The organism is Halorubrum salinarum, from assembly GCF_013267195.1.
Classification (GTDB): domain Archaea; phylum Halobacteriota; class Halobacteria; order Halobacteriales; family Haloferacaceae; genus Halorubrum; species Halorubrum salinarum.
Genome location: NZ_CP053941.1, coordinates 2719684 through 2739060 on the forward strand (window position 1 = coordinate 2719684; position 19377 = coordinate 2739060).

Below are 19377 nucleotides of genomic sequence, written 5' to 3' on the forward strand. Positions count from 1 at the left end.
CGCGCGGGGAACGGGTCGAGGGCGTCGGGCGGCCGGACGGGGCGGTCTTAAGTCCGTCCGGTAACGAAGGGGCTCCATGCCACGCGACCGAGATACCTCGCCGCTCGGCGTCCGGACGCTCCGCGACGCCGCGGAGGTGTCGTAGATGGGCGGCGATACGGCGGACGGCCGGGCGACGGACGCGCGAGCCGTCGGCGTCGACGTCGGCGGGACGTTCACCGACGTCGCGCTCGCGCTCGACGACCGCCTCGTCACCGCGAAGGTGCCGAGCACCGACGACCAGAGCGAGGGCGTCGCGGCCGGCATCGAGAAGGCCTGCGAGGCGGCCGGGATCGACCCCGAGAGCGTGACCGAGTTCTCCCACGCGATGACCGTCTCCGTCAACGCGCTCCTGGAGGGCGACGGCGCGCGGACCGCGCTCGTGACGACCGAGGGCTTCCGCGACGTGCTGGAGATCGGCCGGCAGACCCGGCCGTCGCTGTACGACCTCGACGCCGAGAAGCCGGCGCCCCTCGTTCCCCGGCGCCGCCGGTTCGAGGTCTCCGAGCGCGCGACCGTCGACGGGATCGAGCGGCCGGTCGACGACGCGGCGATCGAGTCGCTCGTCGCCGACCTCCGCGACGCCGACGTCGAGTCCGTCGCGGTGTGCCTGCTCCACGCCTACGCCCACCCCGAGAACGAGGACCGCCTCGCCGAGGCGCTGCGCGACGCGCTCGACGCGCCCGTCTCGGCCTCCAACGAGGTGCTGCCGGAGTTCCGCGAGTACGAGCGCACCTCCACCACGGTCGTCGACGCCTACGTCCGCCCGGCGATCGACGGCTACGTCGGGCGCCTCACCGAGCGGGCGCGGGACCTCGGGCTGCCGCAGCCGCGGATCATGCAGGCCAACGGCGGCGTCACCGACGCCGAGACGGTCAGGCGGAACGCCGTGACGACCGTGCTCTCCGGGCCCGCCGCCGGGGTCGTGGGCGCGAGCGCGACGGCCGCGACCGAAGCCGAGCGCGACGGGCTGATCACCTTCGACATGGGCGGCACTTCCAGCGACGTGAGCCTCGTCCGGGACGGGGAGGTGGAGCGGACGACGGAGTCGACGATCGCCGACCGGCCGATCGGCACCCCGATGGTCGACGTCGAGACCGTGGGCGCCGGCGGCGGGTCGATCGCGTGGGTCGACGCCGGGGGCGCGCTCCGCATCGGCCCGCGCTCCGCGGGCGCGGACCCCGGCCCGGCCTGCTACGGCAAGGGGGGCACGGAGCCGACCGTCACCGACGCGGACCTCGTGTTGGGGTACGTCGGCGCGGACACCGACCTCGGCGGCGACCTGTCGCTCGACGCGGCGGCCGCCCGCGAGGCGCTCGCCGACCTCGCCGACGAGGCGGGGATGGACGGCCCGGTCGCGGCCGCGCTCGGCGTCCACCGCGTCGCGAACGCCGACATGACCCGCGCGATCCGCTCCGTCACGGTCGAACGCGGCCACGACCCGCGCGGGTTCGGTCTCGTCGCGTTCGGCGGCGCCGGCCCGATGCACGCGGTCGCGATCGCCGACGCCCTCGACGTCAGGCGCGTCGTCGTGCCGCGCGCCTCCGGCGTCCTGTCGGCGTACGGCCTGCTCGCGGCCGACGAGACGCGCGACGCGGTGCGGACCCGTCAGGCCCCCCTCGCCGAGGTCGACCCCGACGCGGTCGAGGCCGTCTACGGGGAGCTGACCGAGGGGCTGTCGGACGAGGTCAGCGACCCGGCGGCCGCGCGCGTCGAGTACGCGGCGGACTGCCGCTACGCCGGACAGAGCTTCGAACTGACCGTCGACGTCGACCGACCGTTCGACCCCGCGGCGGTCGGCGAGCGGTTCGCGGCGGCCCACGAGTCGGCGTACGGCTACCGCGCCGACGAGCCGGTCGAACTGGTGAACTGCCGCGCGACGGCGACCGTCCCGCGGACGGCCCCGGCGGTCGGCGTCGACGCGCCCGAGGACCCCGGCCCGCGGACGACGCGGGAGGCGGTGTTCCCCGACGGCGCCCGGGAGACGCCGGTCTACGACCGCGACCGGTTCCCGCTCGGCGAGGCCGTCGAAGGGCCGGTCGTCGTCGAGGGCCCGGAGAGCACGGTCGTCGTCCCGCCGGGGTGGGCGATGCGGCTCCGCGGCGACGGCGCGCTGGTCGCGGAGGTGAGCGAGGCGTGACGGGCGCCGACCTCGACCCGGTCACGCTGGAGATCCTCCGGAACCAGCTTGAGAGCGTCGCGGCCGAGATGGGCCACGTGCTGATCCGCGGGGCGTACTCGCCGAACATCAAGGAGCGCCAGGACTGCTCGACGGCGCTGTTCGACGCCGACGGCCGGATGGTCGCGCAGGCCGAGCACATCCCGGTCCACCTCGGGGCGATGCCGGACGCCGTCGACGCCGTCCTCGGGAAGGACCCGAAGCCGGGCGACGTGTTCGTCGTCAACGACCCGTTCGCGGGCGGGACCCACCTCCCGGACGTGACGCTCGTCTCGACGGTCGCGCCCCGCGGCGAGGTCGTCGGCTACGCGGTGTCGCGCGCGCACCACGCCGACGTGGGCGGGAGCGCGCCGGGCAGCATGCCGCCCGGCGCGCGGGAGATATACGAGGAGGGGCTCCGGCTCCCGGCGGTCCGGCTCGTCGACGGCGGCGAGCCGAACGAGGCCGTCCGCGACCTGATCCTCGCCAACGTCCGCACGCCGGACGAGCGGGCGGCGGACCTCCGGGCGCAGCGCGCCGCGAACGCGCGCGCCGAGGAGCGGGTCGGCGAGCTGCTCGACGAGCACGGCGACGCGCTCCTCGACGCGTTCGACGCCGTCATCGACTACTCGCGCGACCGGATCGAGGCCGAGATCCGGAACCTCCCGGACGGGACCTATCGCGCCCGTGACGCGCTCGAAGGCGACGGCGTGACCGACGGGAACATCCCAGTCGAGGCGACCGTCACCGTCGACGGCGCGTCGCTCGACGTGGACTTCGCCGGCACCGCCGACCAGGTCGACGGCAACCTGAACGCCCCGTTCTCGGTCGCGAAGAGCGCGGTGTACTTCGTGGTCCGCGCGGTCACCGACCCGGAGATCCCGCCGAACCACGGCTGTTACGAGCCGGTGTCGATATCGGCGCCCGAGGGGTCGCTGCTCGACCCGCGCCCGCCGGCCGCGGTCGTCGGCGGCAACGTCGAGACGAGCCAGCGCGTCACCGACGTGACGCTGGCGGCGCTCGCCGAGGCGGTCCCGGAGGTCGTCCCGGCCGGCGGTCAGGGGACGATGAACAACCTGATCATCGGCGACCGCGCCGGCGAGTTCACCTACTACGAGACCATCGCCGGCGGCTTCGGCGCCCGGCCGGGCAAGGACGGGATGGACGGCGTCCAGGTCGGGATGACGAACACGCTCAACACCCCGGTCGAGGCGCTGGAGGCGGCGTACCCGCTCCGGGTCGAGCGCTACGCCCTCCGCCCGTCGAGCGGCGGCGACGGCCGACACCGGGGCGGCCTCGGCGTCGAGCGGCGCCTCACCGTCGAGGCGGACGCGACCGTCTCGCTGCTGACGGAGCGACGCCGGACCGCGCCGCGCGGGCTCGACGGCGGCGGCGACGGCGCGCTCGGCGAGAACCTGATCGACGGGGAGCCGGTCCCGGCGAAGGCGTCCGTCGACGTCCCGGCCGGCACGACGGTCTCGGTCCGCACGCCGGGTGGCGGCGGGCACGGCGACCCCGCCGAGCGCGACCCCGAGGCGCGGGAGCGAGACCGCCGCGACGGGAAGGTCGACGCGAGCGGCGACGGAGCCGACGACGGGCGGGAGTGAGCGGCGGCCGTCCGCCGCGTTATCGACCCCGAAATCCGCGAGTCCTGTATTACCGATAGCGAAGGATTAACTGTGGGTATTCCAAGCGGTATGTAATGGGTGAAGGGGACCTGAGCCGGGACCTCGGGCTCTATTCGGCGGTGACGCTGAGCATGGGCGCCATGATCGGCGGCGGCATCTTCGTCCTCCCGGCGGTCGGCTACGAGAAGGCCGGCCCGGCGGTCATCCTCGCGTACCTGATCGCCGGCCTGATCGTCCTCCCGAACGCGCTCTCGAAGGCCGAGATGGCGACGGCGATGCCCGAGGACGGCGGCACCTACATCTACATCGACCGCGCGATGGGTCCGCTGTTCGGAACGATCGCGGGCGTCGGCGTCTGGTTCTCGCTCGTGTTCAAGAGCGCGTTCGCGCTCGTCGGCCTCGGCGCCTACCTGCTGTTGCTCGTGAACATCCCCGTCGGCCTCGTGAAGACGGTCGCGCTCGTCCTCGGGGTCGTCGTCATCCTGCTCAACGTCGTCGGCACGGAGAAGAGCGGGCAGGTACAGAGTGTCCTCGTCACCTTCGTCGTGCTCGTGCTCGGCGCCTACGTCGTCGGCGGGATCCGGCCGGCGGAGTCGGCGCAGTACGTCCCGTTCACGACCCACGGCGTCGGCGGGGTCGCGACCGCCGCCGCCTTCGTGTTCGTCTCGTACGCGGGGATCGGCGAGGTCGCGTCCGTCGCCGAGGAGATCGCCGACCCGGACCGGAACATCCCGCTCGCGATGCTCGTCTCCATCGGGGTGATGATGGCCATCTACACGGCGGTCGTGGCCGTCGTCGTCGGCGTCGTGCCGGGCGAGACCCTCGTCACCGGCGGTCCGGGCGGCGGGACCTCCCTCACGCCGATGGCCGACAGCGCGGCGCGGGTGTTCGGCGGCGCCGGCGTCACCGTCGTCGCGGTCACCGCGGTCCTCGCGCTCACCAGCATGGCGAACGCGGGCGTCTTGGGGACCTCTCGGTTCCTGCTCGCGATGAGCCGCGACTCGCTCATCCCCGCCCGCGTCGGCCGGATCAACCCCCGGTTCCTCACGCCGGTGAACGCCGTCCTCGTCACCGGCGCGCTGCTGCTCGCGCTCATCGCGTTCGTCCCGGTGGTCGACCTGGCGAAGCTGGCGAGCGCCTTCCTCATCCTCGTCTTCTCGCTGGAGAACCTCTCCGTGATCGTCTTCCGGGAGGCCGACGTGGACTTCTACGACCCCGACTTCCGGTCTCCCGGGTACCCGGTGCTACAGGCACTCGGCGTGATCGGCGGCGCCGTGCTGATCGTTCAGATGGGGCGCCTCTCGATCCTCGGCGCGGTCGGCATCACCCTCGGAAGCCTCGCGTGGTACCTGGCGTACGCGCGCTCGCGGACCGCTCGCACCGGCGCGCTGGCGACGTTCCTCGACAGTGACGCCGACGCCGCGGAGCCGCCTGACGAGGCCGCCACCGCGGAGCAGCGAGACGACTGAGCCGCGGCGACCGAGACTGGGACGAGGCCGTCCCGGAGTGGTCCGGTCGCCTCCCGTCGCGCGGAAAACCTATTACGCGGGTCTCGCTGATCGGCCCATGGAGTCGCTCGCGGCGCTGCTCCTCGTGGTCGTCGGGGTCCCGCACGCGGTCTGGCCGTTCGAAGCCGCGAAGCTCCGCGAACGGATCGACGCCGTCGGCAGCCGACGGTCCGGGTCCGAGAGCGAACCGAAGGAGTGGGCGGGGAGGCTCAACCGCGTCCTCGGAGCGGGGCTATCGCTCGTCGGCGTCGCGCTGCTGATCGTGGCCTGAAAACGGGCGCCCCGCGCCACCGCGCTTACTTGAACCGGAACGTCTCCAGGTTCTTCGGCGCGAACGTCCGCATGTTGTAGTCGTGGTACAGCGACGACGAGAGGTCCTGGACCGAGCTCTCGTCGCCGTGGACGCACAGCACCTTCTCCGGGCGCGGGTTCATCGTCTTCACGAAGTTCTCTAACCCCTGCCGGTCGGCGTGGCCGGAGAAGCCGTCGACGACCTCGGTGTCCATCTCCAGGGTGAGCGTGTCGCCGCGGCTCCCGCCGCCCCAGCCGTCGACCGGGATCTCGTCCCAACCGTTCTGGATCCGGCGGCCGAGCGTCCCCTGCGCCTGGTAGCCGACGAAGACGAGGTTCGAGTCCGGGTCGGGGCCGATGTGGCGGAGCCACGACATGATCGGCCCGCCCTCGATCATCCCCGACGTGGAGATGATGATACACTCGTCGCCGTCGGCGACGTCCTGCCGCTCCTCCTCGCCGCCGTCGATGTGGTTGAACTGGTCGGCGAGGAACGGGTTCTCGTCCTCGTGGAAGATGCGGTCGCGGAGGTCGTCGCGGAGGTACTCGGGGTAGGTGGTGTGGATCGCCGTCGCCTCCCAGATCATCCCGTCGAGGTGGACGGGCATCTCCGGGATCTCGCCCTCGCGCATCGCCTCCTCCAAGACGAGCATGATCTCCTGCGAGCGCCCGACGGCGAAGGCGGGGATGACGACCTTCCCGCCCTGCTCGTACGTCTCGTTGATGACCCGCTTGAGCGCCTCCTCGGAGTCCTCCTGGTCGGTCTGGTAGTCGTTGCGGCCGCCGTAGGTGGACTCTAAGACGAGCGTCTCGACGCGCGGGAAGTCGTTGACCGCGCCGTTGAACAGCCGCGTGTCCTCGTAGTGGATGTCGCCGGAGAAGGCGACGTTGTAGAGGCCGTCGCCGATGTGGAAGTGGGTGACGGCGCTGCCGAGGATGTGGCCCGCGTTGTGGAAGGTGAGCTTCACGTCAGGCGCCACGTCGGTCACGTCGCCGTACTCCAGCGGGATGGTGTGTTTGATCGCGTCGCGGACCTGCGCCGACTCGTACGGCGGCGTCCGGCCGTCCTTCGCCGCCACGTCGAGGTAGTCGAGCGTGAGCAGGCCCATCAGGTCGCGCGTCGGCTCCGTCGTGTAGATGGGGCCGTCGTAGCCGTACTTGAACAGGAGCGGGACCAGCGCCGAGTGGTCGAGGTGGGCGTGGGTGAGCACGACCGCGTCGAGGGTCGCGGCGCCCGCGCCGAGCGCCTCGGGGACCTGGAGGTACGGCACCTCGCCCTCGGCGCCGGGCTTGTCGCCGCAGTCGATGAGGATCCGGGTCTCGGGCGTCGAGAGGATGAAGGCGGCGCGGCCGACCTCGCGACAGCAGCCGAGCGTCGTGATCCGGACCCACTCGTCGTCGGACATCTCCTCGCGGTGGATCTGCCGGCCGACGCGTTCGAGGATGTCGCGGCGCTCCTCGCGCTCGTTCTTCAGGAAGCCGCGGACGTTCGAGACGGTGGAGGACTCGATCGGCGGCGTCCGAACGACCTCGGGGGTCCAGCCGACTTCCTGGGTGATCTCGCGGAGGGTCGAGCCGCGGCGGCCGATCACCATGCCGGGCTTCTCGGCCTCGATGACGACCTCGCCGGTGTCCTCGTGGAAGTCGAGGTCCGTGACGCCGGCCTCCTCGGGGATCACCTCGCGGACCTGGTCCTCCGCCCGTGCCGGCGGCGAGAGGGCGCTCGGGTCCGGTCGGACCGTGATCCGCTTGCGGAGCTTCGAGGCGAGCCGCCGGATGAGGTCGCCGTCGCCGGCGAACCGCTTCGGGTCGCGCGTGTACACGACCAGCTCCGGCCCCTCGTATTTCACGTCGGTGACCGTGATGTCGTTCGGAATCTCCTGTTCGATCTCTGATTTCAACGTATCGAGCTGCTTGTCGACTTGACTCATATCTCACTGCGGGTCGTCGGGGCCGCCGTCGTCGTCGAATCGCGTCGCGCGGCGACTCGGCGCCGATCGATCGACCGTGACGGGGTAGGCATAGTGGAAGTACTGTCCGTACTGGTTCCGTACGCGGGAACAGCCAGCGAAAACCCGCTTGGATCACGGTACTGCCCCGCCGTTATAAAAGCCTTCGCAAAGGGCAAGCCCTGGCCGGCCCAAGTCGAGCTATGCGCGTCACGCCGCAGACGGTCCGCGACGAACACGCCTGGGTCCGCGACCGCGCCGACGTGGTCGTTCCGATACTCAACGACACCCGCGACCGCCTCGGTCGCCTCTTCGAGACGGAGGTGGACGCGGTCGCGCCGGACGCGTACCGCCGCGAGGTCGACGCCGTCTTCGCCGACGGCGAGGTCGCGGTCAACGTCGCGGGCTGCGTCGCGCTCTTACGCGACCTCGACGTCGAGGGCGACTACCCGGGCTTCGTCGTCGACGAGGTGCTGGGCCGCGAGCTGGCGGCGACGATCGCCGGCGGGCGCCCGCTCTCGCTGCTCGCGCAGGCGACGTTTCACGTCGCCGACCTCTACGTGGACCGGGACGTGACCGCGGATGAACCGGACGAACCCGGCGCCGGCACAGCGGGCGCCGACGACCTCGATGCCGCGCTCGCGGCGGGGTTCCAGACGCGGCTGCCGGGCTGGGACTGGCGGGAGGGAACGAGTCCGTTCGCGGTCAACGCGGGGGGTAGCGGGTGACCGGCGCGCGACCGTCTACGACGTGACGTTCCTGACGAGGCCGTACACCCGGTCGAGCAGCGCGTCGGGGACGAACCGCGCGAGCACGCCGACGCGGGCGACCGTCCCGGGCTGGACCCGCGCGGGGGGCTGGGTCGCGCTCGCGGCGTCGTAGATGGCGTTCGCGACGAGCTCCGGCTCCACGGCGCCGGGGCCGTCGCCGCCCATCAGCTTCGCGTCCTCGAACATCGCGTAGAACGCCTCGTAGGCGTCGGTGCGCTCTATCCCCTCGCGCTCCTCGGGGTCGGCCTCCCGCTCCGCGCGCTCGGAGAAGTTCGTCTTCACGGGGCCGGGCTCGACGACGACCACGTCGATGCCGAGGTCGGCCACCTCGTTGCGGAGCGCGTCCGACATCGCCTCCAGGGCGAACTTCGAGCCGCTGTACACGCCGCCGCCGGGGATCGACACCCGGCCCGCCACGGAGGATACGTTGACGATGGTCCCGTCGCGCTCGCGGCGCATCGCGGGGAGGACCGCGCGGATCAGCCGGTGCGGCCCGTACACGTTCACGTCGAACTGGTCGTGGACGCGGTCCGTGGTGACGTCCTCGACCGGGCCGAACTGGCCGTAGCCGGCGTTGTTGATCAGGGCGTCGATCGCGCCCTCCTCGTCTAAGATCCGCTCGACGACGCGGTCGATGTCGTCCTGATCGGTGACGTCGAGCGTGGCGAGCTCACAGCCCGCCTCGCCGAGCGCCTCGACGTCCGCCGGGTTCCGCGCGGTGGCGTACACGGTCCATCCCTCGTCGAGGAACGCGTGCGCCGCGGCGCGGCCGATGCCCGAGGAACAGCCGGTGATGAGTACCGTCTTCTGCACGCGTCTCCGGTCAGTCTCCGACGGCATAACTCTCCCGACCGATGGCGGTCGAGCCGGCGACGCGCCGGCCCTCGCGCCCGCGGCGACGACGACTTACTCCTCGTCGCTCTCCGCGTCGTCGTCCGCCTCGTCCTCGTCCTCGTCGGTCGCGAGGAGGTCTCGCTCGTCGAGGATCCCCTCGACCTCGTCCGCGGGTAGCTCGCCGTACTGCGGGTTGTCGACGGTGATCGTCGCGACGCCGACGCCGTCGGGCTCCAGTTCACCGTCGTTCGACTGCGCGAGGGTGTCGAGCGCGAGCCCGACCGCCTCGTCCGTCGAGATGCCCTCCTCGTACTCCGCTTCGAGGTAGTCGCGGAGGTCGTTGCGGTCCGAGCCGATCGACAGCGCCTGCCACTCGTAGGGGGTGCCCGAGGGGTCGGTCTCGAAGAGGCGCGGCTCGCCGTCCTCGATGCCGCCGACGATGAGCGCGACGCCGAACGGGCGCGCGCCGCCGACCTGCGTGTACTGCTGAATGTGGTCGGTGATGTTCTTCGTCAGCGTCTCGATGCCGACGGGCTCGCCGTAGCGGAGCTGGTTGATCTGCGCCTGCCGCCGCGCGAAGTCGATGAGCTGGCGCGCGTCGGCGACGTGGCCGGCGCTCGCGACGCCGACGTGGTCATCGGCCTTGTGGAGCTTCTCGATGCTCTCCGGCTCCATGAGGGGGGAGCGGGCGCGCTTGTCGGCCGCGAGGACGACGCCGTCCTCGGCGCGGACGCCGACGCTCGCCGTCCCTCGCTTCACCGCCTCCCGGGCGTACTCGACCTGGTAGAGTCGGCCGTCCGGAGAGAAGATTGTGATGCCGCGGTCGTACGCCTGCTGTTGGGATTGGCCCTGCATGATATCACTCGGTGTCGAACGTCGTCGCGCCGACGCGACCCGACTCGGTCCGCACGTCGCACGCGTCTCCGCGCACGGTCGCGGTCCGCTCGGCGCCCTCGAACGCGACGTCTCGCTGTGTCGAACTGGCGGTCGCGCGACCCATATATCTTTCTTCACAGGCACGCACCGTCCCCGAAATCCCCCTGACGAGGATCCCGACCGGCTCGCCGTCGACCTCGCTCACGCAGGCTATCGCGGCGCGAGCGTCGTCGACGTGGCCGTGTCTGACGCGGACGACGGCCTCGCCGCTCCCGTCCGCGTGGTCGAACGACAGCAGCGTGAGGTCGGCGTCGGCGCTGCCGGCGTCGCCGAGCAGGTTGCCGGCGCTGTACCACAGCGCGCGCTGGAACGCCCGCCGACCGACCTCGGCGCCCGCCCACGACTCGATGCCGACCGCGACGTACCGCCACCGCGGCCGCAGGTGTTTCGGGAGGTGCTTCACGACGGCCCCCTCACGCCGGGAGCTCCCGGATCCGCTCGGCGACGATCACCGCCACCTGGTCGTGGACGCGCTCGACCGCGGTCACCGCGAACCCCTCGGCCGTGAACGCCTCGACGAGCGTGCCGACGGTCGCGGGGTCGTCGACCTCGGGGCTGTAGAACGGCTCGTCGGGGTCGGGCGCCTCGAAGAAGGCCACGTCGCCGAGGACGATCCGGCGCGCGCCCGTCTCGGCCATCACCCGGATCGCCTCGTGCTTCTCGTCGTCCGCGAGGTGGTGGAGCGCGAAGTTCGAGGTGACGACGTCGACCCCCTGCTCCGGGTCGACCTCGGGGTCGCGGAACTCGCCGTACGCGAACTCGACGTTGTCGAGCCCGCGCTCGTCGGCCTTCCGACGGCCCTCGTCCATCATCCCCTCGCTGATGTCGCGGGCCAGGACGCGCTCGGCATCCTCGGCGACCGCGAGCGCGATAGCGCCGGTGCCGGCGCCCAGGTCAAGGACCACGTCGTCCGGCTCCGGCGACGCGTGGTCGATCACGAGGCTCGCGCAGGCGTGGTACTCCTCGCTCTTCGAGTCGTCGTACTCCGCGGCCTTCTCGGAGAACCGCTCCGCGTGTTCAGCGACCGTCTTCTTCATACCTGCCACGTCGGACCCCCGGCTCTATGAAGCCCTCGGAGCGGCGCTCGCGGTTGCGGTCGACCAGGTCGCCCCACGCCCGGAGCCCCTCGCGGACGGCCTCGGCGTCGAACCCGATCGCCTCGCCGACCGCGACGAGTTCGCGCGGCGCGCGGAGTTCCAGGTGCGACCGGGCGTTCGCGCTCACGACGTACGGCGCGTCGTAGTGGCCGACGATCTCGCGGAGCTTCCGGAGGTCGGCGAGCGCGCGGACCCGCTTTCCGCCGGTCTCGCGGAGCGCCGGCCCGAAGTCGAACTCGACGTGGACGCCGTTGTCGCGCGCCGCCTTCGCGAGGACGTGGTTGAAGTCGCCGCCGGCCGCCATGGGGCGGACGAGCACGTCGACGCGCGGCTGCTCGACCGCGAACCGGTTCAGCGCGTCGTCGCCGCCGACGACGCAGACCACCGTGCGGTCCGAGCGGTAGTTCCCGACCGCCCCGGAGGCGCTCGTCGGGTCGTCGGCGTCGACCTCGACCGCGTCGACCACGTCGATCCCGTACTCCTCGCCGATGGCGGCCGGGTCGCGGACCGGGCTCTCGGCGCGGCCCGTTTCGACCGACCCCCTCGCGTCGGCGGCCGCGGCGGAGCCGTCGTCGGCCGGGTCCAGCGCGTCGCGCGACCGCACGACGATCCCGTCGTAGCCGTGTCGCGCGGCGGTCGCCGCCTGGCGGGCGGCGGTCGCCTCCCCGTCGGGGGCGGCGTGAACGGCCTCGTACATGCGCCCTCATTTCGCGGCCGCGCGTATCCGCGTTGCGTTTTTCGGCGCTCCCGCCCCGTCGGCCGGTCACCCCTCTCCGGTGGACTCCTCCTCCTTCTTCCACTCGCGCCTGGGATCTTCCCCGGTGAACCACGTCGCGACGCCGTCGGGGTCGTCCTCGCTGAACGCCCGTCGCCGCCCCCACTCGACGACCGCCTTGGCGAGCGTGATCGGGAGGAGGTACGGGAGGAGGACGGCCCCGACGCCGAACGCGTCGCCGACGCGGTCGAGCAGTCCGGGGGCGAGGGCGCCCTCGACGACGAAGATGCCGAACGTGACCGGGACGACGGTCAGCATGCCGATGACGACGTAGAAGAAGACGACGCGCTGGGCGGCCTCGACGACCATGTACGGCGACTGCTCCTCGTAGGCGCGCTCGGCGAAGAACTCCCGGCGGACCTCCGCGACCTGCGCGCCGCAGACGCCGAGCGTCGCGAGCGCGACCGTGGGCGTGAAATACGAGAGCGCGTCCCAGCCGACCGGCACGAGCGGGAACAGGAGGAAGGCGAACACCCCGAGCGAGCGGCGGACGACGCGGAAGTTCCGCGGGTAGATCGGCGGGAGCCACGAGACGAGGCGGGTCGGCTCCGGCTCGCGCTCCCACACCTCGTCGCGCTCGGCGTCCTCGTCGTACCCGGTGATGTAGAACGAGCGGTCCTCCAAGACGATCGGTCGCTCCGCGAACATCGCGGCGGCGGCGTGCGCGAGGACGAGGACGGCCACCTCGATCCAGTACACCGCGAGCAGTTCGCCGACGCGCCAGCCGAAGGCGACCACGCCGGCGAGCGGGAGCAGGTTCGTCGCGACGACGAGCGCGAGGGCCGAACGGCTCCCCGCCGGAGGGCGAGTGCGGGGGTTCATTCGGATCGATCAACGGACGAGCGGTAGGTAAACGCTCCGGCGACCCCGACACGTCCGTGCCGTCGCCCCGCCCGACCCGGCCGCTTTTGTCCGCCCGCCGGGACACTCGCGTATGGCCGCCGACCTAGAGGAGAAGACCGACCGCTACGAGCGGATGCTCGCGGACGCGCTGGCGGTCGCGGAGCCCCGGCCCCCGGCCGACACGCCGCTCGGCGAGGCCGCCGCCGACGTGACCGAGATGGCCGAGTCGTACCTCGACGACGGGCGCCACTTCCGCGCCGACGGCGACCCGGTGAACGCGCTCGCGTCGTACTCGTACGGCTACGGCTGGCTCGACGCCGGGGTGCGGCTCGGGCTGTTCGCGGTGCCCGACGACACCGAGCTGTTCACGACGTGAGGCCGCGACCCGGCGCCCGGAGCGCTCACGAGGGACGCGCTTAAGCGGCGACGGCCGCCACTGATGGCATGGACGAACTCGCGGACCTGACCGAGCGGCTCGTCTCGATCCCGTCGCACGAGGACGAGACCGCCGCCGGCGACGCCGTCGAGGAGTGGCTGCGCTCGGAGACGGACGCGACCGTCGAGCGCGACGACGCCGGTAACGTCCTCGCGTCCACGGGCGCGACCGACAATCCGGACGCCGACTCGCTCGCGCTCGTCGGCCACCACGACGTGGTCCCGCCCGCGCCCGAGCAGACGACCGGCGACGGACTCGACGGCGACTACGTCGTCGAGCGCCGCGGCGGCCGGATCTACGGCCGCGGGACCGCCGACATGAAGGGGTCGGTCGCGGCCGCAATGTGCGCTTTCCGGGACGCGACGCCGCCCGCGGGCCGAGAGCTGATATTCGCCTCCTTCGTCGGGGAGGAGGTCGGCGGCGAGGGCGCGAGACACGCCATCGACGCCGGGTTCGCGCCGGACCGGGCGGTCGTCGCTGAGGGGTCGACGAACTACTCGAAGCCCGGCGTCACGGACGTGGTCGTCGCGCACCGCGGGCGCCGCGGCTCGCGGCTCGTCGCGCGCGGCGAGGCCGCCCACGCCTCGGAGCCGGAGGCGGGGGAGAACGCCATCTACCGCGCCTGCGACGCGATCGACGCGGTCCGCGACCTCGACGCCCCGCGGGCGACGGTCCTCGGCAACGACGTGTCGGGGTCGCTCGCGGTCACGATCGTCGACGGCGGCGAGACGTGGAACGTGATCCCGGAGCGCTGCGAGGCGACGGTCGACGAGCGCACCGTGCCGGGCGGCCGCGCCGACCTCGCCGGCGTGGCGGACGCGACGCCAGGCGTCGAACTCGTCGTCGACCAGGACCTCCCGCCGATGGCCTGCGGCGACGCCGCGTTCGCGGACGCCGCGCTCGACGTCGCCCGCGAGGTCCACGACGACCTCGGCCTCGACGCGCCCGAACACGTCACCAAGCCGCACGCGACCGACGCGGGGTGGCTCGCGGAGGCGGGCACCGAGTGCTTGGTGTGCGGCGCCTCCGAGCCCGGCGAGGCCCACACCGACACCGAGAGCGCGAGCCTCGACGCCCTCGACCGCTGTTACCGGATCTACGCGGGCATCGCCGAGCGGGAGCCGTAGCCGCCGCCAGCGCGGCCGCGAGGGACGACGTGCGGCGGCGTTCGGACCGCCTCGCGCGGCCCCGTATGGAAGGGGTTTTATGCGCTCCGCGGAAAGTGTGCGCCACTATGGGAGACAAGTCGAAGGCTCAAAAGAAGCGTCTGGCGAAGGCGGAGCGCCAGAACACCCGCGTCCCCGCGTGGGTCATGATGAAGACTGACATGAACGTGACGCGAAACCCCAAGCGGCGCAACTGGCGCCGGAACGACCTGGACGAGTAAATGTCGACGAACGACTTCGAGGAGCGCGTCGTCACCGTCCCGCTCCGCGACGCCAAAGACAAGCCCGTCCAGCAGCGCGCCGACTACGCCATGAAGATCACGCGGCAGCACCTCGCGAAGCACTTCTCCGTCGACGAGGGCGACGTGATCATCGACGGCTCCGTCAACGAGGCCGTCTGGGCGAACGGGCGACAGAACCCGCCCAGCTCGGTGCGGGTCCGCGCGGCTCGGTTCGTCGAGGACGGCGAGCCGGTCGTCGAGGCGGAACACGCGGAGTAACGTGTTACGGGCGACCTTCACCGGCTCGTCGTACGTGGGCGTGTTCGCCCGCGCCGTCGACGACCTCCTGCTGGTCCGGCCGGACGTCGACGAGGGGCTCGCCGAGGACCTCGCGGCAGAGCTCGGCGCCGAGCCGCTGCCGACGACAGTCGGCGGGTCGAACACGGTCGGCGCGCTCGCGACGGGCAACGAGAACGGCGTCCTCGTCTCTGCGCGGGCGACCGAGCGCGAGAAGGACCGGATCGCCGACGCCGCCGGCGTTCCGGTCCGAGAGCTCCCGGGCGAGATCAACGCCGCCGGGAACGTCGTCCTCGCGAACGACTCCGGCGCGTACGTCCACCCGGACCTCTCGCGCGAGGCGGTCCGGACGGTCGCCGACGCCCTCGACGTGCCGGTGACGCGGGGCGACCTCGGCGACGTGCGAACTGTCGGGACCGCGGCGGTCGCCAACAACACGGGCGTGCTCTGTCACCCCCAGTCGACCGAGTCGGAGCTTCAGGCGGTCGAGGAGGCGCTCGACGTGCGCGCCGACCTCGGCACCGTCAACTACGGCGCGCCGCTCGTCGGCTCCGGCCTCGTCGCCACCGACGAGGGGTACGTCGTCGGCGAGGACACCACCGGCCCCGAGCTGGGCCGCATCGAGGAGACCCTCGCCTTCATCGACTGAGCCGACCCGCGCTCCGTTCTCCTCCGTTCCGATCGCACTCCCACATTTAAGAGCCGCAGCCGTGTTGCGGTCGGTATGCCCGCTATCGAGTGCCGCGGCCTCTCCAAGTACTACGGCGACGTCCGGGGGATCGAAGACGTGTCCTTCGCCGTCGAGGACGGCGAGGTGTTCGGTTTCCTCGGCCCGAACGGGGCCGGGAAGACGACCGCGATCCGCACCATGCTGGGGTTCCTCTCGCCGACGAGCGGCGGCGCCACGCTGCTCGGTCACGACGCGACCGACCCGGTCGAGTCGCGCCGCGCCCGCGAGCGCATCGGGTTCCTCCCGGGCGACCCGGGGCTCGACCGCGACCGCACCGCGGCGGCGTTCCTCGACCACCAGGCGGCGCTCCGCGGGGAGTCGAGCCGCGAGGGCCTCGTCGAGCGGTTCGGCCTCGACGAGTCGCGGCGGATCGGGGACCTCTCTCGGGGGAACCGGCAGAAGGTGGCGCTGGTGGCCGCGTTCATGCACGACCCGGACCTGCTGCTGCTCGACGAGCCGACCTCCGGGCTCGACCCGCTCCTCCAGGAGGAGTTCGCCGCCCTCGTCCGCGAGCGCGTCGACGACGGGGCGAGCGTCCTCCTCTCCTCGCACGTCCTCGGCGAGGTGGCCGCGCTCTGCGACCGCGTCGGCGTCCTCCGGCAGGGTCACCTCGTGGCGGTCGAGTCCGTCTCGGACCTCCGCTCACGGGGCGGGAAACAGGTCCGCGTCCGCGTCGCGGAAGACGTCGACCGGAGCGACTTCGAGGTCCGCGGGATCATGAACCTCCGCGTCGGCGAGGCGGTATCGTTCACCTGGACCGGTGAGTACGACGCGCTGATCGACCTGCTCTCGCGGTACACCGTCCGGGACCTCGACGTGGTCGACGCGCCGCTCGAAGAGGCGTTCATGACCTTCTACGACGGCGAAGCGCCGGGACCGACCGGGAGCGGCGGAGCGGGCGAAGCGCCGGGCGACGGCGCGCCGACCGGCGTCGCCGCGGAGTCGGGGGGTGACGCCCGATGAGCGGTCGCCCCGCGCCGTGGCTCGCCATCGCGCGGTACGACGCCGCCGGCCGCGCCCGCGGATCGCTCGTGGTGGCCGGCCTCCTCTCCGCGTTCATGCTTCTCTTCTTGGCCTTCTTCCCGTCGCTGACCACCGCCGGCATCGACCTCGACGCGTACGTCGAGGCGTTCCCGCCGGCGTTCCAGGAGGCGTTCGGGATCATCGCCATCTCCTCCATCGAGGGGTTCCTCGCCGTGGAGTTCTACCAGTTCGCGTGGCTGCTCCTCGTCGGCCTCTACCTGGCGTACCTCGCCGGGGGGACCATCGCCGACGACGTCGCCTCCGGCCGGATGGACCTCACGCTCTCAGCGCCGGTCGCGCGCCGCGACGTGGTGATCGGGCGGTTCCTCGGACTGGTCCCGCTCGTCGCGCTCCTGAACCTCGTGATCCCGGTGGTCGCGTACGTCGGCGTCCTCGCCGTCGGGGAGACGATCGCGGTCGAGCGGCTCGTCGCAGTCCACGCGCTCGCGGTCCCGTACCACCTGACCTGCGTCGCGCTCGGCATTGCGGTGTCGACGCTCGCCTCGCGGCCGGGGATCGCCCAACGGGTCGCGCTCGGCGCGCTGTTCGCGCTGTTCATGTTCGAGTCGGTCGTCGGGAGCACCGATTACGCGGAGGTCGGCGACCTCAGCCCGACCGCCCACTACGACCCCTCCGCGGTCCTCGTGTTGGGCGAGTACGACCTGACGGGCGCCGCGGTCCTGCTCGCGGCGACGACCGCCCTCGTCGCGCTCGCCGCCGTTCGGTTCCGACTCGCGGATCTGACGGGGTGAGACCCGGGTTTCGCGGCCGCTCCGGCCCGTCAACGCCGGCGTGGTCGCCTGTCCCCTTTTAGGAAGATACTTCCCTGTCCCTGCCGGATCGAGGAACATGAGTACCTACACGGTGAGTGGACGGTTCCAGAGCCGAGACGGCGACCAGCCGTTCACGAAGGACGTCGAAGCGGAGAACGAGGACCTCGCCCGCGAGCGCATCTACACCACGGTCGGGAGCCAGCACAACCGCAAGCGCACCCAGATCGAGATCGAGGAGGTGTCCGAGGCATGATGGGCGGCGGACAACAGCAGCTTCAGCAGCTCTCGCAGGAGATCCAGGCGCTCGACGAGGAGATCGAGGCGCTCGAGGCCGAGATCGCCGACTACCGCGAGGAGAAGGCGGACATCGACGACGCGATCGAGGCCATCGAGACGCTCGACACGGGCTCGACGGTCCAGGTCCCGCTCGGCGGCGGCGCCTACCTCCGCGCCGAGGTCCAGGATATCGACGAGGTCATCGTCTCGCTCGGCGGTAACTACTCCGCGGAGCAGGAGCAGGACGACGCCATCGACGTCCTCCGCAGCAAGCAGGAGGCGCTCGACGACCGCATCGAGGAGACCGAAGACGAGGTCGCTGAGCTGGAGTCCGAGAGCGACGAGCTCGAACAGCAGGCCCAGCAGATGCAACAGCAGATGCAGCAACAGCAGATGCAGCAGATGCAGCAGGCGCAGGAAGACGACGGGGAGTAAGACGGGGATCCGACCGTGTTCGACGGACTGAAAGACAAGCTCTCCGGCTTCCGCGAGGACGTCGAGGAGTCGACCGAGGCCGAGGAAGCGCCCGCCGACGACGAGGCGGCGACCGCCGAGAGCGACGCCGACGCGGACGAGGCCCGAGCGGCGGCCGTCGGTGACGCGTCCGAAGCGGACGCGAGCGAGACGGACGACGCCGACGCCTCCGACGACGAGCCGAGCACCTTCCAGCGCGCGAAGGCGTTCGCGACGGGCCAGATCATCATCGAGGAGGAGGACTTAGAGGAGCCGCTGTGGAACCTCGAGATGGCCTTACTCGAGAGCGACGTGGAGATGAGCGTCGCCGAACAGATCCTCGACAGCGTCCGCGAGAGCATGCTCGGCGAGTCGCGCAAGCAGGTCGAGACGACCGGCGAGCTCGTCGAGGAGGCGCTCCACGACGCCCTGCTCGACGTGATCGCCGTCGGCCAGTTCGACTTCGAGCAGCGCATCGCCGAGGCCGACAAGCCGGTCACCATCGTCTTCACCGGCGTCAACGGCGTGGGCAAGACGACGAGCATCGCGAAGCTCTCCGAGTGGCTCGCCGACCGCGGCTACTCCTCGGTCCTCGCGAACGGCGACACCTACCGCGCGGGCGCGAACGAGCAGATCCGCGAACACGCCGACCGGCTCGACCGCGACCTGATCAGCCACGACCAGGGCGGCGACCCGGCGGCCGTCATCTACGACGGCGTCGAGTACGCCGAGGCGAACGGCGTCGACGTCGTGCTCGGCGACACGGCGGGCCGGCTCCACACGAGCGACGACCTGATGGCCCAACTGGAGAAGATCGACCGCGTCGTCGACCCGGACATGACGCTGTTCGTCGACGAGGCGGTCGCGGGCCAGGACGCGGTGAACCGCGCGAAGGAGTTCGACGACGCCGCGGCGATCGACGGCGCGATCCTGACGAAGGCCGACGCCGACTCCTCGGGCGGCGCCGCCATCTCGGTCGCGTACGTCACGGGCAAGCCCATCCTCTTCCTCGGTACCGGACAGGGGTACGACGACATCACGCTGTTCGACCCCGAGGACCTCGTCGAGAGCCTCCTCGACGAGGAGTAACGGGCAGCCGACCCGACCCCGCCGGTTCCTTCCGGCTCGTTACGTCTCACGAGCCGCGGCTCAGGGGACGCGCCCGTCGCTCCGC

General features: G+C 71.9%; 22 protein-coding genes. 15 read left to right on the plus strand and 7 right to left on the minus strand.

The window, feature by feature from the left end; translation table 11 throughout:
- Nucleotides 1-145: 145 nt before the first annotated feature.
- The 4 genes from HPS36_RS13870 (at nucleotide 146) to HPS36_RS13885 (ending at nucleotide 5604) form a co-directional block, all read left to right on the plus strand.
- Nucleotides 146-2179: a hydantoinase/oxoprolinase family protein gene (locus tag HPS36_RS13870; RefSeq protein ID WP_173230601.1), complete on the plus strand. Its 2034-nt coding sequence runs from the start codon at nucleotides 146-148 to the stop codon at nucleotides 2177-2179.
- A complete protein-coding gene (locus tag HPS36_RS13875) occupies nucleotides 2176-3804 on the plus strand; it encodes a hydantoinase B/oxoprolinase family protein (protein ID WP_173230602.1) in 1629 nt (542 codons plus the stop codon). Before HPS36_RS13870 ends, HPS36_RS13875 begins: the two co-directional genes overlap by 4 nt.
- A 95-nt stretch (nucleotides 3805-3899) precedes the next feature.
- A complete protein-coding gene (locus HPS36_RS13880) occupies nucleotides 3900-5294 on the plus strand; it encodes an APC family permease (protein WP_173230603.1) in 1395 nt (464 codons plus the stop codon).
- Between the two features lie 97 nt (nucleotides 5295-5391).
- Nucleotides 5392-5604 (plus strand): hypothetical protein, encoded by a 213-nt coding sequence (locus HPS36_RS13885; protein WP_173230604.1) that lies wholly within the window; start codon nucleotides 5392-5394, stop codon nucleotides 5602-5604.
- A 25-nt stretch (nucleotides 5605-5629) separates the two neighbouring features.
- Here HPS36_RS13885 and HPS36_RS13890 read toward each other — a convergent pair whose 3' ends face one another.
- A complete protein-coding gene (locus HPS36_RS13890) occupies nucleotides 5630-7555 on the minus strand; it encodes a beta-CASP ribonuclease aCPSF1 (protein ID WP_053771313.1) in 1926 nt (641 codons plus the stop codon).
- Nucleotides 7556-7776: 221 nt separating this feature from the next.
- Here HPS36_RS13890 and HPS36_RS13895 point away from each other — a divergent pair, with 221 nt between their 5' ends.
- Nucleotides 7777-8301: a hypothetical protein gene (locus HPS36_RS13895; protein WP_173230605.1), complete on the plus strand. Its 525-nt coding sequence runs from the start codon at nucleotides 7777-7779 to the stop codon at nucleotides 8299-8301.
- 15 nt (nucleotides 8302-8316) lie between these two features.
- Here HPS36_RS13895 and HPS36_RS13900 read toward each other — a convergent pair whose 3' ends face one another.
- The 6 genes from HPS36_RS13900 to HPS36_RS13925 all read right to left on the minus strand — a co-directional run bounded on the left by HPS36_RS13900 (nucleotide 8317) and on the right by HPS36_RS13925 (nucleotide 12807).
- The gene (locus tag HPS36_RS13900; RefSeq protein WP_173230606.1) at nucleotides 8317-9183 is read right to left on the minus strand and encodes an SDR family oxidoreductase; all 867 of its coding nucleotides are present in this window, start codon (nucleotides 9181-9183) and stop codon (nucleotides 8317-8319) included.
- 66 nt (nucleotides 9184-9249) lie between these two features.
- A complete protein-coding gene (psmA, locus tag HPS36_RS13905; protein WP_173230607.1) occupies nucleotides 9250-10032 on the minus strand; it encodes an archaeal proteasome endopeptidase complex subunit alpha in 783 nt (260 codons plus the stop codon).
- 4 nt (nucleotides 10033-10036) lie between these two features.
- The gene (locus HPS36_RS13910) at nucleotides 10037-10516 is read right to left on the minus strand and encodes an Rpp14/Pop5 family protein (RefSeq protein WP_137716344.1); all 480 of its coding nucleotides are present in this window, start codon (nucleotides 10514-10516) and stop codon (nucleotides 10037-10039) included.
- Between the two features lie 10 nt (nucleotides 10517-10526).
- On the minus strand, nucleotides 10527-11150 hold the full coding sequence (locus HPS36_RS13915) for a class I SAM-dependent methyltransferase (RefSeq protein ID WP_173230608.1): 624 nt from the start codon (nucleotides 11148-11150) through the stop codon (nucleotides 10527-10529).
- Entirely contained in the window at nucleotides 11131-11907 is a 777-nt protein-coding gene (locus HPS36_RS13920) for an RNase P subunit p30 family protein (protein ID WP_173230609.1), read from the minus strand. Before HPS36_RS13920 ends, HPS36_RS13915 begins: the two co-directional genes overlap by 20 nt.
- 66 nt (nucleotides 11908-11973) lie before the next feature.
- Nucleotides 11974-12807: a DUF6498-containing protein gene (locus tag HPS36_RS13925; protein WP_173230610.1), complete on the minus strand. Its 834-nt coding sequence runs from the start codon at nucleotides 12805-12807 to the stop codon at nucleotides 11974-11976.
- A 112-nt stretch (nucleotides 12808-12919) separates the two neighbouring features.
- Here HPS36_RS13925 and HPS36_RS13930 point away from each other — a divergent pair, with 112 nt between their 5' ends.
- The 10 genes from HPS36_RS13930 (at nucleotide 12920) to ftsY (ending at nucleotide 19292) form a co-directional block, all read left to right on the plus strand.
- The gene (locus HPS36_RS13930) at nucleotides 12920-13204 is read left to right on the plus strand and encodes a DUF357 domain-containing protein (protein ID WP_121564685.1); all 285 of its coding nucleotides are present in this window, start codon (nucleotides 12920-12922) and stop codon (nucleotides 13202-13204) included.
- Between the two features lie 68 nt (nucleotides 13205-13272).
- Nucleotides 13273-14391 (plus strand): M20 family metallopeptidase, encoded by a 1119-nt coding sequence (locus tag HPS36_RS13935; protein ID WP_173230611.1) that lies wholly within the window; start codon nucleotides 13273-13275, stop codon nucleotides 14389-14391.
- Nucleotides 14392-14498: 107 nt separating this feature from the next.
- Nucleotides 14499-14651: a 50S ribosomal protein L39e gene (locus tag HPS36_RS13940; protein WP_004050128.1), complete on the plus strand. Its 153-nt coding sequence runs from the start codon at nucleotides 14499-14501 to the stop codon at nucleotides 14649-14651.
- On the plus strand, nucleotides 14652-14930 hold the full coding sequence (locus HPS36_RS13945) for a 50S ribosomal protein L31e (RefSeq protein WP_053771303.1): 279 nt from the start codon (nucleotides 14652-14654) through the stop codon (nucleotides 14928-14930). It abuts the gene before it with no gap.
- A 1-nt stretch (nucleotide 14931) separates the two neighbouring features.
- The gene (locus tag HPS36_RS13950) at nucleotides 14932-15597 is read left to right on the plus strand and encodes a translation initiation factor IF-6 (protein ID WP_053771302.1); all 666 of its coding nucleotides are present in this window, start codon (nucleotides 14932-14934) and stop codon (nucleotides 15595-15597) included.
- 75 nt (nucleotides 15598-15672) lie between these two features.
- A complete protein-coding gene (locus HPS36_RS13955) occupies nucleotides 15673-16641 on the plus strand; it encodes an ABC transporter ATP-binding protein (RefSeq protein ID WP_173230612.1) in 969 nt (322 codons plus the stop codon).
- Complete coding sequence (locus HPS36_RS13960) at nucleotides 16638-17453, plus strand: ABC transporter permease (RefSeq protein ID WP_173230613.1); 816 nt, start codon at nucleotides 16638-16640, stop codon at nucleotides 17451-17453. The genes HPS36_RS13955 and HPS36_RS13960 overlap by 4 nt, the downstream gene beginning before the upstream one ends.
- Before the next feature lie 97 nt (nucleotides 17454-17550).
- Nucleotides 17551-17727: a 50S ribosomal protein L18Ae gene (gene rpl18a, locus HPS36_RS13965; protein ID WP_053771299.1), complete on the plus strand. Its 177-nt coding sequence runs from the start codon at nucleotides 17551-17553 to the stop codon at nucleotides 17725-17727.
- The gene (gene pfdA / locus HPS36_RS13970; RefSeq protein ID WP_121564697.1) at nucleotides 17727-18185 is read left to right on the plus strand and encodes a prefoldin subunit alpha; all 459 of its coding nucleotides are present in this window, start codon (nucleotides 17727-17729) and stop codon (nucleotides 18183-18185) included. Before rpl18a ends, pfdA begins: the two co-directional genes overlap by 1 nt.
- 15 nt (nucleotides 18186-18200) lie before the next feature.
- A complete protein-coding gene (gene ftsY / locus HPS36_RS13975) occupies nucleotides 18201-19292 on the plus strand; it encodes a signal recognition particle-docking protein FtsY (RefSeq protein ID WP_173230614.1) in 1092 nt (363 codons plus the stop codon).
- Nucleotides 19293-19377: the final 85 nt, after the last annotated feature.

Coding starts and splice junctions, on each gene's coding strand:
- HPS36_RS13870 (WP_173230601.1), top strand. CDS start 146: ATGGGCGGCGATACGGCGGACGGCCGGGCGACGGACGCGCGAGCCGTC.
- HPS36_RS13880 (WP_173230603.1), top strand. CDS start 3,900: ATGGGTGAAGGGGACCTGAGCCGGGACCTCGGGCTCTATTCGGCGGTG.
- HPS36_RS13885 (WP_173230604.1), top strand. CDS start 5,392: ATGGAGTCGCTCGCGGCGCTGCTCCTCGTGGTCGTCGGGGTCCCGCAC.
- HPS36_RS13890 (WP_053771313.1), bottom strand. CDS start 7,555: ATGAGTCAAGTCGACAAGCAGCTCGATACGTTGAAATCAGAGATCGAA.
- HPS36_RS13895 (WP_173230605.1), top strand. CDS start 7,777: ATGCGCGTCACGCCGCAGACGGTCCGCGACGAACACGCCTGGGTCCGC.
- HPS36_RS13900 (WP_173230606.1), bottom strand. CDS start 9,183: ATGCCGTCGGAGACTGACCGGAGACGCGTGCAGAAGACGGTACTCATC.
- psmA (WP_173230607.1), bottom strand. CDS start 10,032: ATGCAGGGCCAATCCCAACAGCAGGCGTACGACCGCGGCATCACAATC.
- HPS36_RS13915 (WP_173230608.1), bottom strand. CDS start 11,150: ATGAAGAAGACGGTCGCTGAACACGCGGAGCGGTTCTCCGAGAAGGCC.
- HPS36_RS13920 (WP_173230609.1), bottom strand. CDS start 11,907: ATGTACGAGGCCGTTCACGCCGCCCCCGACGGGGAGGCGACCGCCGCC.
- HPS36_RS13925 (WP_173230610.1), bottom strand. CDS start 12,807: ATGAACCCCCGCACTCGCCCTCCGGCGGGGAGCCGTTCGGCCCTCGCG.
- HPS36_RS13930 (WP_121564685.1), top strand. CDS start 12,920: ATGGCCGCCGACCTAGAGGAGAAGACCGACCGCTACGAGCGGATGCTC.
- HPS36_RS13935 (WP_173230611.1), top strand. CDS start 13,273: ATGGACGAACTCGCGGACCTGACCGAGCGGCTCGTCTCGATCCCGTCG.
- HPS36_RS13940 (WP_004050128.1), top strand. CDS start 14,499: ATGGGAGACAAGTCGAAGGCTCAAAAGAAGCGTCTGGCGAAGGCGGAG.
- HPS36_RS13945 (WP_053771303.1), top strand. CDS start 14,652: ATGTCGACGAACGACTTCGAGGAGCGCGTCGTCACCGTCCCGCTCCGC.
- HPS36_RS13955 (WP_173230612.1), top strand. CDS start 15,673: ATGCCCGCTATCGAGTGCCGCGGCCTCTCCAAGTACTACGGCGACGTC.
- HPS36_RS13960 (WP_173230613.1), top strand. CDS start 16,638: ATGAGCGGTCGCCCCGCGCCGTGGCTCGCCATCGCGCGGTACGACGCC.
- rpl18a (WP_053771299.1), top strand. CDS start 17,551: ATGAGTACCTACACGGTGAGTGGACGGTTCCAGAGCCGAGACGGCGAC.
- pfdA (WP_121564697.1), top strand. CDS start 17,727: ATGGGCGGCGGACAACAGCAGCTTCAGCAGCTCTCGCAGGAGATCCAG.